16 protein-coding genes are annotated in these 13,293 nt (G+C 62.3%); 6 read left to right on the top strand and 10 right to left on the bottom strand.

Annotated elements, in window-relative coordinates:
- Positions 1-17 precede the first annotated feature (17 nt).
- Positions 18-152 (bottom strand): hypothetical protein, encoded by a 135-nt coding sequence (locus KR49_RS07955; RefSeq protein ID WP_043693838.1) that lies wholly within the window; start codon positions 150-152, stop codon positions 18-20.
- A 71-nt stretch (positions 153-223) separates the two neighbouring features.
- Entirely contained in the window at positions 224-1,765 is a 1,542-nt protein-coding gene (locus tag KR49_RS07950) for a ferredoxin--nitrite reductase (protein WP_043693834.1), read from the bottom strand.
- A 510-nt stretch (positions 1,766-2,275) separates the two neighbouring features.
- Between KR49_RS07950 and KR49_RS07945 the strand changes: the two genes are divergently transcribed.
- Complete coding sequence (locus KR49_RS07945; protein WP_253912733.1) at positions 2,276-2,923, top strand: DNA mismatch repair protein MutS; 648 nt, start codon at positions 2,276-2,278, stop codon at positions 2,921-2,923.
- Positions 2,920-3,708 carry a uroporphyrinogen-III C-methyltransferase gene (gene cobA, locus KR49_RS07940; RefSeq protein ID WP_043693828.1) on the top strand — a complete coding sequence of 263 codons (789 nt, stop codon included), beginning with the start codon at positions 2,920-2,922 and terminating at the stop codon, positions 3,706-3,708. The genes KR49_RS07945 and cobA overlap by 4 nt, the downstream gene beginning before the upstream one ends.
- 12 nt (positions 3,709-3,720) lie before the next feature.
- Here cobA and moaB read toward each other — a convergent pair whose 3' ends face one another.
- A complete protein-coding gene (moaB, locus tag KR49_RS07935; RefSeq protein ID WP_043693825.1) occupies positions 3,721-4,218 on the bottom strand; it encodes a molybdenum cofactor biosynthesis protein B in 498 nt (165 codons plus the stop codon).
- Positions 4,219-4,227: 9 nt separating this feature from the next.
- Here moaB and KR49_RS13580 point away from each other — a divergent pair, with 9 nt between their 5' ends.
- The 3 genes from KR49_RS13580 to KR49_RS07920 are packed head-to-tail and all read left to right on the top strand — an operon-like array spanning position 4,228 to position 5,777.
- Positions 4,228-4,500, top strand: coding sequence for a MoaD/ThiS family protein (locus KR49_RS13580; protein WP_253912732.1), 273 nt, complete (start codon positions 4,228-4,230; stop codon positions 4,498-4,500).
- A gap of 3 nt (positions 4,501-4,503) precedes the next feature.
- Complete coding sequence (locus KR49_RS07925) at positions 4,504-4,974, top strand: molybdenum cofactor biosynthesis protein MoaE (RefSeq protein WP_052378212.1); 471 nt, start codon at positions 4,504-4,506, stop codon at positions 4,972-4,974.
- A complete protein-coding gene (locus KR49_RS07920; protein WP_043693818.1) occupies positions 4,971-5,777 on the top strand; it encodes a hypothetical protein in 807 nt (268 codons plus the stop codon). The genes KR49_RS07925 and KR49_RS07920 overlap by 4 nt, the downstream gene beginning before the upstream one ends.
- Here KR49_RS07920 and glp read toward each other — a convergent pair.
- The 5 genes from glp to KR49_RS13925 are packed head-to-tail and all read right to left on the bottom strand — an operon-like array spanning position 5,750 to position 8,789.
- Positions 5,750-7,000 (bottom strand): gephyrin-like molybdotransferase Glp, encoded by a 1,251-nt coding sequence (gene glp, locus KR49_RS07915; RefSeq protein ID WP_043697119.1) that lies wholly within the window; start codon positions 6,998-7,000, stop codon positions 5,750-5,752. The two genes, KR49_RS07920 and glp, sit on opposite strands and share 28 nt — an antisense overlap.
- Positions 6,984-7,460, bottom strand: a complete 477-nt coding sequence (gene moaC, locus KR49_RS07910) for a cyclic pyranopterin monophosphate synthase MoaC (protein WP_043693816.1) — start codon at positions 7,458-7,460, stop codon at positions 6,984-6,986. Before moaC ends, glp begins: the two co-directional genes overlap by 17 nt.
- Positions 7,460-8,155 (bottom strand): carbonic anhydrase, encoded by a 696-nt coding sequence (locus tag KR49_RS07905; protein ID WP_043693813.1) that lies wholly within the window; start codon positions 8,153-8,155, stop codon positions 7,460-7,462. The genes moaC and KR49_RS07905 overlap by 1 nt, the downstream gene beginning before the upstream one ends.
- Before the next feature lie 39 nt (positions 8,156-8,194).
- A complete protein-coding gene (locus KR49_RS07900; protein WP_043693810.1) occupies positions 8,195-8,494 on the bottom strand; it encodes a hypothetical protein in 300 nt (99 codons plus the stop codon).
- 25 nt (positions 8,495-8,519) lie between these two features.
- Entirely contained in the window at positions 8,520-8,789 is a 270-nt protein-coding gene (locus tag KR49_RS13925) for a hypothetical protein (protein ID WP_156957164.1), read from the bottom strand.
- On the opposite strand from KR49_RS13925, the gene KR49_RS07895 reads away from it, so the two are divergent.
- Positions 8,773-9,240 (top strand): nitrate reductase associated protein, encoded by a 468-nt coding sequence (locus KR49_RS07895; RefSeq protein WP_043693807.1) that lies wholly within the window; start codon positions 8,773-8,775, stop codon positions 9,238-9,240. The two genes, KR49_RS13925 and KR49_RS07895, sit on opposite strands and share 17 nt — an antisense overlap.
- Here KR49_RS07895 and KR49_RS07890 read toward each other — a convergent pair.
- Both KR49_RS07890 and KR49_RS07885 read right to left on the bottom strand, forming a co-directional pair.
- A complete protein-coding gene (locus tag KR49_RS07890) occupies positions 9,221-11,452 on the bottom strand; it encodes a molybdopterin oxidoreductase family protein (RefSeq protein ID WP_043693804.1) in 2,232 nt (743 codons plus the stop codon). The genes KR49_RS07895 and KR49_RS07890 overlap by 20 nt on opposite strands.
- An 82-nt stretch (positions 11,453-11,534) precedes the next feature.
- Complete coding sequence (locus KR49_RS07885; RefSeq protein WP_043693802.1) at positions 11,535-13,076, bottom strand: NarK family nitrate/nitrite MFS transporter; 1,542 nt, start codon at positions 13,074-13,076, stop codon at positions 11,535-11,537.
- Positions 13,077-13,293 lie beyond the last annotated feature (217 nt).

The raw sequence follows: 13,293 nt of genomic DNA, 5'->3' as shown, positions 1-13,293 counted from the left end.
GATTGAAAGGTTTGGATTCAGCCGCTGATGTGATTCATCAGGCGGGAGAACGGATCAGAGCTGCCGCCCTGACGATTGATGGAGGCTCCGTCCCGACCGCTGGCGCTCAGCCAGTTGACGAAACGAGAGAAAAAATCGCTGCGGTTAGCCATGGAAGAGGGGAGAGTGGTCGAGAGGTTGAGCCGTGGCTTCAAAAGGAAGCGCCACGGCGTTGAGGCATCGATCAGTTCCGTGGCGTGGCACCGAACTGTTCGATCAGCACCTCCTTCAGGACGGCTTTGACCTCATCGGCTGGAATTGCTTTTCGGTGGATTTCTCCGATGGCAGGGTTCGGACCCTGAGAGCCACCGAGCGTCAGGGTGTAGCCCTCTCCCATCTCTCCGTCGCTGTTCTTGGCCTTGGTGCCGGTGAGACCGATGGCACCCATGTAGGCCTGGCCGCAGGTGTTCGGGCATCCCGTCCAGTGGATCTTCAGCTCTTCGGGAAGATCCAGTTCCTGGTCAAGTTCCTGAGCGGCTGCAAGTGCCTGGTCCTTGGTGTTCGTGAGGGCGAATCCGCAGTAGGTGCTGCCGGTGCAGGACACCGTTCCGGCGGCGATCGTGCCGGGCTGAAGCGGGAACCGCTGCAGCAGAGGATCGGCCTTGAAGGCGTCGATTCTGTCGGTGGAAAGTCCCACGAAGATCACGTTCTGGTCTTCGGTGAGACGCACTTCACCACTGCCGTAATCAAGGCTTGCTGTGGCCAGATCCTGCAGATCCCGTGCTTTCAGGCGCCCGACCGGAACATGCACGCCTGCGAAGGACAGGCCGTCCTGTTTCTGAGGATGAATGCCGTAATGGGACCGTGGTGTGGTGTCGAAAACGGAACCAGGGTCGGGCGTGAGGGGTCCGAAGCGTTCCTCGACCATGACGCGGAACGCTTCCAGACCGATCTGATCCAGATAGAGACGGAAGCGTCCTTTCGGACGTTTGTCGCGTTCACCGTTGTCGCGCCAGATTTTGATCACGGCATCCGTCATGGCGCAGATCTGATCCGGCTTCACCCAGGCATTCAGTGGAATGGCATAGGCATTCATCTGAGAGGACAGCACTCCGCCGATCCAGACTCCGAATCCCATGACGCCATCCTTTTCCACAGGGTGAAAAACAATGTCGTTGTGAAGAAGAAAATTATCTTTGGCACCGGCAACAGCTGTATTCCACTTGCGCGGAAGGTTGGAGAATTCGGGGTTTCCCTCGCAGTTGTTGGTGAGAAAATTCTGCAACTCCGACGTGTATGGCCTGGTATCGACGATTTCGTTGGGGTCGATGCCGGCGATGGGGTTTCCGGTGACGTTTCTGGGATTGTCGAAGCCGGATTGAATGGTGCTCAGGCCTGCTTCCTTGAGTCGTTTGAGAATTTCAGGAAGGTCCCCCAGCAGCACACCTCGAAGCTGGAGATTCTGTCGGGTGGTGATGTCGCAACTGCCCTGCTCTCCGTAGCGTTCAACGATGGAGGCGACGATCCGCAGTTGATGCGCCGATAAAACTCCATTCGGAACCCGCAGGCGCAACATGAACTTGCCCGGTGTCTTCGGACGCCAGAACATGCCGAACCACTTCAGGCGTAATTGCAAATCTGTTTCATCAACCTGCTCCCAACCGAGCTCGGCAAATTTTTCAATCTCGCTGCCGACAAGCAAACCGTCTTTGGCAGCCTTGTTCTGCTCGATTTTGTTGAGCTTCTTGCCATCCAGATACGGCCTGGAAGGAGAGCTGATGGTCATGAGCTTTATAAGGATAGGGCGAACTGATCGCTCAGATAGAAAGCGCTGATCAGCTGAAATGGCCCGAAGACCTGCAGCACTTCAGAAAGAAGGGAGTGCTGGGACTGTGGAATTAACGCCTGTAATCCAGACTTGGTCCGTATCGAATCGAACAGTTTTTGCGGAGAGCATCGAAACTGCCTTGCCTGTTCGATTTGTTGTTTTCGCTACATCCTGTGACTCCCGTCGAGCCGTAAAAGGCTTTCTTCCTGTGAGTCAGTATTGGCGTCCGACTTCGCCAACCATCCGCACAGCGCCAGCTCGGAGCATTTGCCAGACACGCTTCATCGCGGCGAAATCTCTGTCAAGTTCGCTGCGTCTGAAGGCGTCTCGGTTCCTGGGGCTGTACCTGGAGTCACCCCGTTCCAGCCGTTCCCGATAGGAACGGCTCTCCAATGCAGCACGATTGACGTTGCGTCGAGGCGCCATGGACCCGGCAGAGTTCAGAACACCCTGATGACATCAGTCGGCATGGCCATCAATCCGTGGCCGTTGCTACGGAACAAGTCTTCGACCCGTTCCTCGCGCGTGCTGCGCCTGGTGGTGCATGGCCGCAGCGGCGGTGAAGTGCCTGTCTGCCTGACCACGCTGGTCGCGGTGCTTCAGCAGCGACGATCCTCTCCCGTTCAGTTGGAAGTGCTGACGGCTGAAGCTCCTGAACCCTGTCCGACCGCGAGCACCTGGCTGGTTCCTCTTCTGCTCTGGCCCGGTGCCCATGCCCGCATCGATGCTCCTGCCATCCGTCAGCGTCTGAGGGCTGAAGGGAAGGAGGTCACCATGCTTCCGTTCCTCGGTGCCTGGCACCACTGGTGGGATGCAGTCGCGGCTGCGCTGGCTGGACTTGACTCCAAGCGGCCTGTTCTTGTTCACCACCCTTTGCGTTCTGGAGTTGCCGATCGTTTCCTGGCCGGGTTGACGGACCGGCTCGGGTTGCCGTTGCTGCCGTTTGACCGCCTGGAGGATCATCGAAAGACCGATCCCGAGGCTCAGCCTCTGCCTCTGACACTGGCTCCGAATCGGATGACGGAAGCCCTGCGCGAGGCTGGTGGGCTACCCCCCCTCCTCGAGCATTCCCTGACTCGTCAGGCCCTGATCGAACTGTTAGCTGCTCTGCCGTGACGACCGCTGAACATCCAGGAACCGTTTATCTGGTCGGAGCTGGCCCCGGTGATCCGGAGCTGCTCACCGTCAAGGCTCAGCGTCTTCTGAGCCGTTGTGATGCGCTGGTCTATGACTCGCTGGTGCCGGAGGAGGTGCTTGATCTCGTGCCGGAGAGCTGCGAGCGCCGTTTCGTCGGTAAACGGCGTGGCCACCATTCGGTTCCGCAGCCCAGCACCAACGCCGTGCTGCTGGAAATGGCCCAGAGGCACGCTGTTGTGGTCCGGCTCAAGGGAGGCGACCCCTTTCTGTTCGGTCGGGGTGGGGAAGAGGCCGCTTACCTCGCCGACCGCGGCATTCCTGTGCAGGTGGTTCCAGGGGTCACGGCCGGCATCGCTGCTCCGGCCTATGCCGGAATTCCCGTGACCCATCGTCGGGCAGGTTCCTCCGTCACCTTTGTCACCGGCCATGAGGAGATCGATAAGCGTCGTCCGTCGGTGAACTGGCGTGCACTGGCAACAGCCAGTGATGGATTGGTGATCTACATGGGTCTTCACAACCTGCCGCGCATCGCAGAGGAGCTGATGCTCGGTGGTCTGCCGGCGGAGACCCCGGTGGCTGTGATCCAGCAGGGAACTGTCTCCGGCCAGCGGTGTCTGAGGGCACCTCTGGCGCAGGTCGCAGCCGAGACCCGCTCCCAGCAGTTCAAATCCCCGTCGATCGTTGTGATCGGCGAGATGATTGATCACCAGGTGGAGGCCTGCATGCCAGTGCCTGCAGCGGTCACCATGCCGATTCCGTTCTGAGGCGCTGGGCCTTCATTCCCGCAGACGGGTTCGCAGCTGAGCCAGGTTGCAGGGGCGGGTTTGCGGATCCAGCTGAGCGCGGATCAAGCGGTCCCAGGCTGTTGTGACCGCATCCAGAGATCCCGGCAGCACGAAGACGAACGTGCCGTTGGCGACGCCGGCCAGACATCGGCTTTGCAATGTGCTCGTGCCGATGCTCTGGAAGGACAGCACCCGGAACAGTTCGCCGAAGCCGTCGATTGTTTTGTCCAGCAGGGGGGCGACGGCCTCCGGTGTGCCATCTTGGCCGGTCAGCCCGGTACCGCCGCTGCTGATCACCACGTCGACATCGGCATCGGCGATCCAGCGGCTCAGTTCTGCTCGGATCCGATAGCGGTCATCGGGGCAGAGAGCTCGCTCTTTGAGCCGATGGCCGGCGGCTTCCAGGCTGTTCTGCAGGTGATCACCGCTGGCGTCATCGGCGAGGGAACGCGTGTCGGAGATGGTGAGCAGGGCGATGGAAAGGCCCAAGGCACAGCGGTGCAGAGCCCGGACGCTAGAACCGCATCAGATGAGAAGGCCAGGGTGCTGCGGGTGTTGCTGTTCGCCTCACTGCGGGAACGGGCCGGTTGGGAGGAGCGGACGCTGCCGTTGCCCTCGGAGTCGCCGACGGCGCGGCAGGTTTGGGAGGGTCTGCACCTGGGTCCGCTTCTGGGGATCAGCATTGCCGTGAATCAGCAGCTGGTGGATGCCGATCAGCGGCTCAAAGCCGGGGATGAACTGGCCTTTCTGCCCCCGTTCACGGGGGGGTGAACCATGGCCACCGTTCAGGTTGAGATCCGCATGGCCGCCTTCGATCCCTGGGAGGAGCTGTCTGTCTGGGGTGGGCATGCTGCGGCCAGTGCGGTGTTCATCGGTCGGGTCCGGGCGACGGCCATGGATGGTCGCGTTCTGCAGGCTCTCGAACTTGAGCATTACCCCGGCCTGTGTGAGCGGTTGCTTGAGGCGATGGCGGAGCGGTTACGGCAGACCCACGCAGCAGACCGGGTGTTGGTGCTGCATCGGGTGGGCCGCTTGTCGCCGGGTGAGCCGATCGTGTTGGTCGCGGTGGAGGCGGATCATCGCGGTCCAGCTCAGCACTGCGCTGCGGATCTGTTGGAGGAGCTCAAGCACCGGGCTCCGTTCTGGAAGCGGGAATGGTGCGGTGATCAGGGGGTCTGGCTGAACAGCAACACATCGCTGTGGGCTTCAGATTCCAGAGCCAGGGGACTGTCGCCAGAGCCATGACTGATCAATGGACGCTGAACCGGCTCAATTTCGCGGGCGATTGGCAGGGACGGGGCGCCTGGTTTGGTCGCGATGCAGCGGGACGCTTGGATCTCGCCTCGCCGAATCGTGTGATCGACCCAACGCGCTACCGCATCTCATTCCCAGACGACGACAACGGACGATGGGACGGGTCAGGTTTGATGTTCGCCAAGGGTGGCCACGCCAGTTATGCCATTAGCCGGGCGTCGTACAACGCCGGCGGGGGGTGCTGGCAGTTTCAGGGGGCCGGTGGGCAATCCAGCCTGTCGCTGGACCCGCAGCGGCCTCGCTTTGGTCATGAGATCAATCTGTTCAGCGGCCGTTCCCGCTCGATGCTGGTGCTGCTCTGGCAGTGGACGGATAGCCATTGGTGTCTGCACACGGTTGGTGCGGTTGCTTTCCGGTGCCGCCAGTCCATGGAGATGGAACAGGTGCGACCCGTTCCTGATTCGGCGGCGGCGCTGCTGGAACCGCTGAGGGGTTGGCGGGGGACTGCGGAACAACTCAGGCCTCAGCAGGGAACCGACGGTCGTGTGCGTTTGCTCGGTTCAACGACGTTTGCGCCAGAGCAACTGCTGCGCTCCTCCTGCTCTGCCGTCATGCCGGATGGTCTGGTCTTCTCCGTCCCTGAGGAGCTTCCGGGAGGCGCTTTTCAGCTCGAGATCGGAGGCCTGCTCAGTGCTGAGTTGTTCCAGCAGATCAGCATTCAGGTGGATGCCGATGGTCGGCTGATCACCTGGGAACGACGTCGTTTTCAGAACAGCCTGGGTCGCAGCAGCTGAGCCCAGAGGCGTGTGCCGGATTCCAGGTGATCTGCATCAGCAGGAATCTCCAGCAGCAGATCCGCCTGTTGGAGTGACCCGATGCGGGAGGACGCCTGAGACCCATTCACCCTTGCCAGAAGGGTTCCATCGTCTTGGGTCTCGAGTCGGGCTCTTGCCAGCTCAGGTCGGCCCGGTCGACGTGCCAGCGGATCGGCCAGTTCAACCTGCAGACGAGGAAACAGTTCCGGTTCGCTTTGTCCCTCCAGTTTCTGGAGCGCTGGCCACAGCAGTTGCAGAGCGGTGATCGCGGCTGCCACAGGGTTTCCGGGCAGTCCGAACAAGGGAACGCCGTCTCCCAGGCAGCCGAAGGCGAAGGGGCGACCTGGCCGCAGGAACAGTTTCCAGAAGTGCACCTCGCCGAGTTCGGCGGCAAGTTGGCGGATCCAATCGCTGTCGCCGGCAGAGACACCTCCCGTGCTGACGACGGCATCGCAGGTGATCGCAAGGTCGCCGAGGGCCTGTCGCAGAGCATCGGGTTGATCCGGCACCACGCGGCGGTGGTGAACGGTCTGGCCGAGCGACTGAAGCATCGTCTCCAGCAGCGTGCCGTTGCTTTCCCAGATGGCGCCGTTCGGTCGGACACGCCCAGGTGACACCAGTTCATCTCCACTGATCAGCAGGCCGATCCGTGGCTGCTGCCACACCTTCAGCTCAGCGACTCCGCAGCCTGCGAGGCGCCCCAGATCCGCCGGTCCCAGGCGCTGCCCTGGGGTCAGCAGGATGTCCCCTTGAGCGCATTCTTCATCGACACCACGGATCCAGGGCCTGTCCGAGGCGTCCTGGTTCAGGGCGATGCTGGATCCGCACACGGTGACCAGTTCCTGTGGCAGGACCCAGTCGGCGCCATCGGGCAACGCAGCGCCGGTGAGAATCCGGATCGCCTCCCCGGTTTCGAGGCTGCCGTCGAACGGTTGGCCAGCGGCGGAGAGACCCTTCAAGATCCAGCGTTCTCCGGGTTGGGGCTGGCTGGATTGCCCCAGGGCGTAGCCGTCCATGATCGAGGCTCGAAAGCCCGGTACCGACTCCCGAGCGAGCAGTGTCTCAGCGCTGATGCGACCGCGAGCCTCGGCCAGCTTCAGCGATTCGCTGCGGTTCAGCGGTCGGATCGCATCCAGCACGCGTTGACGGGCCTCAGCGAGACCCAGACCTTCGCGGCCGTACGGCTCAGCGGCTCCAGGCACCGTTGCGCCCCCCATCCTTGTGCTGCAACCGGACGGCTTCGATCGTCATGCCTGGATCCACGGACTTGAGCATGTCGTACAACGTCAGCAGACCCACGGAGACGGCGGTCATCGCTTCCATCTCGACGCCGGTCTGACCGATCGTGCGGCAGCGGCAGCTGAGGGTCAGCCCAGGCAGCGCTTCGTCGGCTTCGATGGTCACCTCCATGCCGCTCAGGGGCAGGGGATGGCACAGAGGGATGAGTTCCCAGGTGCGTTTCGCGGCCTGAATGGCAGCCACCCTGGCCACGGCGAGCAGATCTCCCTTGGGGGTCTCGCCGCGGCGGACCATCTCCAGTGTGGAGGCCATCATCCGGATCGCACCGCTGGCATGCGCTTCGCGGCGGGTGGCGGCCCGGTCGCCCACCTCCACCATGCGCACCTCGCCCTGTTCGTTGAGGTGGCTGAGATCGTCGGCCATCAGATCAGGATCACCGCACCGCTGGTGAGGTCGAAACAACTGACCACCAGTCTCATGCGGCCGTCAGCTTCCGCCTGACTCAGCAGATCACTCTGTTTCAGAAGCTTTGCCGCGGTTCCCCTCGCATTGCGTCTGATCGCCTCATCGAGGGTCGTGCTGTCCGAAATCTGCTCCCGGATCGGGTTCAGCAGTCGTTCCAGTGATGGCGACAGATCATCACCGCCCATGGCAGAGGTCACCGCACCGCAGCCGCTGTGGCCCATCACCATCACGAGGGGGGTGTTGAGGACACTGACGCTGTATTCAACTGAGGCGATCGCTTCCGTGAAGGCGGTGTTGCCTGCATTGCGGATCACGAACAGTTCCCCGGGCGTGGTGTCGAAGATCCAGCTGGGGGAGACCCTCGAATCGGCGCAGGTCAACACCGTTGCCCAAGGCTGTTGACCATCGATCAGATCACCAGGGGGATTGAAGCAGCGGTTGCCGTGGAGCAGAACGCTGAGGTCTGTTGAGGGGTTGGCCGCAGCGTCCCGCCAGGCCCGGCTGAAGCGCCGGTTGCCCTCCATCAGCGCCTGCAGTGGATCCTCCGGTGAGCAGAACCTCGATTCAGCTGCTTCTGCCACCTGCACACCTGCAAGCACAGCCACACTGAGGCCCCCACAGGCGTTCAGCAGCTCTCGGCGTTGCATCGGCATGCCGGCACCCTATGCAGGCCGGCATGCCGGGGGTGTCAATCAGCGTTCGCCGAGAGTGGACCAGAGCGTGGCTTCGGAGCCGACCACCGGTTTGATGGTGACCGTCGGTGCTTCCGGGATCGCTGCCACGCTGCCTGCCACGGCATCCCGTTCACCGAGGGGGGACCAGAGGGTGGCGGGGCTGGCGATCACAGGCTCAACAGCTGCTGCACCACCCTGGATGAGGCTGGTTTGGCTGCGGACCAGTTGAACGGCCAGGGAACCGACGATGAAGGCTCCGAGGAAACCGGCGGCCACCGTGATCGGGCTGCGGCCTGTGGAGACAAAACTGTTGGTCAAGGCTGAAACCTCACGGATGTGAGTTTCAGTATGGAAACAATTGGTGTTCCCCGCTACTGAATGGAGAGAAGTTGGTAGCGGATTTAACGGTTCTTACAATTTCAAAGGTGGCTGATTCATTCCGCGCTCTGCTTTCGGCGGTCACCCAACCGTGTGACATGCCGAGCAGCATTCCAAGGGAGATGGCGAAGCGCACAGATGCAATGTTGTTACAACCTGAACATCTCTGATCGCTTGCATCTTCGTTGTCATCATTGACACCGTTCAGCGCTTGATTGATGGCCCGCAGCAGCATGTCCGCCAGCCATTGTTTTGCCTTCGAACAGGACTTCATCGGCACTTGGCGCTGCATTCCTCTCTGCGTGCGCCGCAAGCTGGATCTGGTCGGTGTGAAGCTGAAGCTCAGCCATTGGCTCGCTCTTTCGCAGCGTCAGCGCCAGGCCCTTGTGGATTGGTCAGACGCCGCCGATGCTCTCGATCAGATGCGCCAGCACCTGCGAACCATTTCGCGGGAGATGGCCGATGGCGTCGTCAGAGATCTTCCGCCGGCTGTCGATGAGCCCTGGCAGCAGGGAACCGCGCTGCCGGATGAGATTCACAGCGCTGCTGAGGCAAGGGGCGTGGACCTGACGCCACAGCAGTGGGCAGCGATCAGTGAGCTGGATCGCTTTGCCCTGTGCAAGCTGGTGCGGCCCGGGCATGACCACCACAATCTCGAGGCTGCTCTCAGCGAAGTGCTGGGGTGAGCAGACGGCGCAACCCGTCCAGCCGTCCTTTCTCCTGCTCCATCGGTTTCACCACGGAGACGGCCGGGGCAACGATCACCGCGCAGGCCTTCAATTCCGGCTGCTTCGACACAGGACAGGCCTGGTCGTGCATCAGGGTGTTGGCTTCACAGGCCTTCTCCTGGGTGAAGCCCCAGTGCATCGGCAGGAAAACGGTGCCGCGTCGGATGCGATCAGTCACGTGAACCGTCGCGGTGAGATGGCCGCGGCGTGAGCTGATCGCTCCAAGCTCCCCGTGACGCAACTTGAGCTCCTGCGCGTCCTCCGGATGGATCTCCAGCAGCGGCTCCGGGTGCATGGACTGCAGCCGTTCCACCTTGCCGGTGCGGGTCATCGTGTGCCACTGCCCCAGATAGCGCCCCACTGTGAGCACCAGCGGGTAGGTGTCGCAGGGCGGTTCCGCCAGACCGAGCGGTTGCTCGGTGCAGAAGCGAGCGCGTCCGCTGGGGGTGGCGAAATGCTGGTCGCAGTACAGCCGTTTCGCTTCAGTGCCAGGCCTGCAGCCTCTGGGAAAGGGCCACTGCTGAGGTCCCTCCTTGTTGAGCAGGGCATGGCTGAGGCCACTCACATCACAGAGTCGGCCTGCGGTGAGCGTTGTGAATTCCGCATACACCTCAGCCGCTGATTCGAAGCCGAACTGCTCGGCGTAGCCCAGCCGGCGACCCACCTCGGCAAACACGTCCCAGTCCGGACGGCTCTCACCGAAGGGTCGTCGGAAGGCCGGGCAGTAGGTCACCCGCCGTTCGGAATTGGTCATGGCACCGGCCTTTTCGCTCCACTGGGCAGCGGGCAGCAGCAGGTGGGCGTAATGGGAGGTCTCTGAATCGGCATAGGCCTCACTCACCACCACCAGGGGGCAGTTCCCCATGGCGGCCTTCACACGGTCCAGGTCCGGCATGCTCACCAGTGGATTTGTGGCGGCGACCCACCAGAGATCCAGTTCGCCCCGTTCCATCGCCTCCACCTGCTGCCAGGCTGCCAGCCCTGGTTTGGCGGAAATACGGCCAGCCGGCAGGTTCCAGGCCTTCTCCACGTCGGAGCGGTGGTCAGTGTTGGTCACCAGCCGATATCCGGGCAGTAGGTGAGACAGTCCGCCGGCTTCGCGACCACCCATGGCATTCGGCTGGCCTGTGAGCGAGAACGGACCAGCTCCCGGCTTGCCGATCTGGCCGGTGAGCAGGTGCAGGTTGATCAGGCCGCCTACCACTGCGGTGCCTTCCCGCCGCTGGTTCACCCCCATCGACCAGAGGCTGAGCACCGTTTCGCGCCGGTGAAACAGAGCGGCCACCTCCCGCAGACGTTTCTCGGGGATGTGGCAGAAGCGGGCCACCCGCCTCGGAGTCCAGCGGGCAGCCACGTCGAAAAAGGCGTCGTAGTTGTCGGTGTGGTCGTCGATGAACGTGGCGTCCTGTCCGTTCTCGCGCAGCACGAGGTGGGCGATCCCGTGCAGCAGCGCCAGGTCACTGCCCGGTGCGATCGGCAGGTGAATGTCGGCGGCTTTGGCGGTGTCGGTGCGGCGTGGGTCCACCACCACGATTTTCACGCTGCCGGGATTGCGTTTTCTGCGTTTCAGCAGTCGCTGGAACAGCACCGGGTGGCATTCGGCCGTGTTGGTGCCGATCAGGAAGGCCACGCTGCAGTGATCCAGATCCTCGTAGCAGCACGGAGGGCCGTCCGATCCCAGGCTGCGGGTGTAGCCGGCCACAGCCGAACTCATGCAGAGCCTTGAGTTCGCGTCGAAATTGTTGGTGCCCAGCGCACCCTTCAACAGCTTCTGGGCGAGGTAGTAGTCCTCGGTGTGGAACTGCCCTGAGCCATACATGGCGATGGCATCGGCGTTGCCGCGCCTCGACACGCTGCTGCGGATCTGGTCGGTGATCCGACCGAGAGCATCGTCCCAGCTGATCGGGGCGAAGTCGTCCTCGAGGCTGCTGCGGAACAGGGGCTGACGCAGCCGACCTCTGGCCAGGGTCTCTCCGACCGTTGCCCCCTTGATGCAGACCTGTCCCAGGCTGGAGGGATGCTGCCGGTCGCCACGGGCGGTCCACATCGGGTTGCCTTCGGCGTCCCGCTTCACCGCCTGGCCCTTCACAGCCGGTGGAAGGAGTTCGAGGCCACAGCCCACACCGCAGTACGGGCACTGACTGCGGACGCTGCGGGGACCGTCGCTCATCTGGACAAGGGATCAAGAACGAAACCCGGGGCCGAAGCCCCGGGCTGATGGGCAGTGATCAATCGCTGCCGATGGAGGTGGCTCAGGCCACTTCGCCTTCGTGAAGTTCCGCGAAGGAACCCTTGGGCTCTTTGAGGAAGAAGAAGCAGAAGAAGGCCACGATCAGTCCAGCCACGCCCAGGATCTGGAAGAAGGCGCTGTTGGAAGCCGCGATCACCTCGGGGGTGGGTTCGCCGCCACCGCCCATCCACATCGGCAGCAGGCTGAAAATGGTGAGGTAGGTCACAGCACCGACGTTTCCGTAGGCGCCCACCAGACCAGCCACCTGACCGGTGACGCGGCGCTTGACCAAGGGCACCAGCGCGAAGGTGGCGCCTTCACCGGACTGCACGAAGAAGGAGGCGAGCATGGTGATCACCACGGCCACAAAGATGCCGGTGGAACCGGAGAAGGTGCCCGGCTTGATCATGCTCATTACCAGATAGCCGATGCCCAGGCCGGCGGTGAGGAAGCCCATGGTGTTCTTGCGGCTGCCGACGCTGTCAGAGATCAGACCACCGGCGGGGCGGGCCACCAGGTTCACAAAAGCGAAGCAGGAGGCCAGGATGCCGGCGGTGGCCTTCGGCAGATCGAAGGTGGTTTCGAAGAAGGTGGGCAGCATCGACACCACGGCCAGTTCGGACCCGAAGTTCACGATGTAGGTGAGCTCGAGAATCGCCACCTGGCGGAATTCATAGCGGTCTTCCTTGGGATAGACCTTGGTGCCGAGGATCAGCTCGCGGTTGGTGCGGATGATTCCCCAGGTCTGGAATGCGAACCAGACGGCCACGGCACCCAGGGCCAGGGGATAGGTGGCCGGCGTGAGGAAGCCCACTTTCTGCAGGCGCCAGCAGAGCACGCAAAGGATGGCGGCGAAGGGCACATTCATGCCCAGCAGGCCCCAGAAATCGCGCATCGAGGTCACTTCCAGACCAGCGGTCCGTTCCGGACGCTGGTACGTCTTGCCCGGGGGGGTGTCGGTGACGTTGAAGAAGTAGAAGACGCCGTACAGCGCCGAGATGATGCCGGTGAGCGCGATCGCACCGCGCCAGTTGAGAACAGCACCGGTGGGCAGTTCAAAGCCGCCGGAGAAGGAGAGGAAGCCGGCGAGGGCGACCATGGTGAGGGCCGAGAAGGCGGAGCCGAAGTTGCCCCAGCCGCCATAGACGCCCTCAGCCAGGCCGATTTCCTTGGGCGGGAACCATTCGGCCACCATGCGGATGCCGATCACGAAGCCGGCGCCGACGATGGAGAGCAGCAGACGCGCCACCACCAGCTGGTTGAAGTCCTGGGCGGACGCAAAAAGCAGGCAGGGAATCACCGAAAAAACCAGGATGCTGGAGTAGGTGATCCGAGGACCGAATTTGTCCAGCAGCATGCCGATCAGCACGCGAGCCGGAATGGTGAGGGCCACGTTGCAGATGGCCACGGTGCGGATCTGACCAACGGTCAATCCGAGATCCGCTTTCACGGTGGTGGCCAGAGGGGCCAGGTTGAACCAGACCACGAAGGTCAGGAAGAAGGCGATCCAGGTGAGGTGGAGGGTGCGGTACCTGCCCTGGAACGACCAAAGGTCGCCAAGCATTGAAAGGAGAAATGTTGAAACCGCGGGCTTCAAAACGAAAGGGTGCCCGTGGGTGGCGAAACGGTCGAAAAATATCCGTTAAGTGGCGCATTCAACCAATGTGCGATGAATCTGTTGGTTTAATTGGTTACCAACTGGCTGGTTTCTGTACTCTGCCGCACATTGAATCGACTGATGATATTGATCAGGATATTTTCTGTGGATCGATCTGGTAGTA

Source organism: Synechococcus sp. KORDI-49, assembly GCF_000737575.1.
Classification (GTDB): Bacteria; Cyanobacteriota; Cyanobacteriia; order PCC-6307; family Cyanobiaceae; genus Parasynechococcus.
This window is presented reverse-complemented; position numbering and strand designations above follow the sequence as displayed.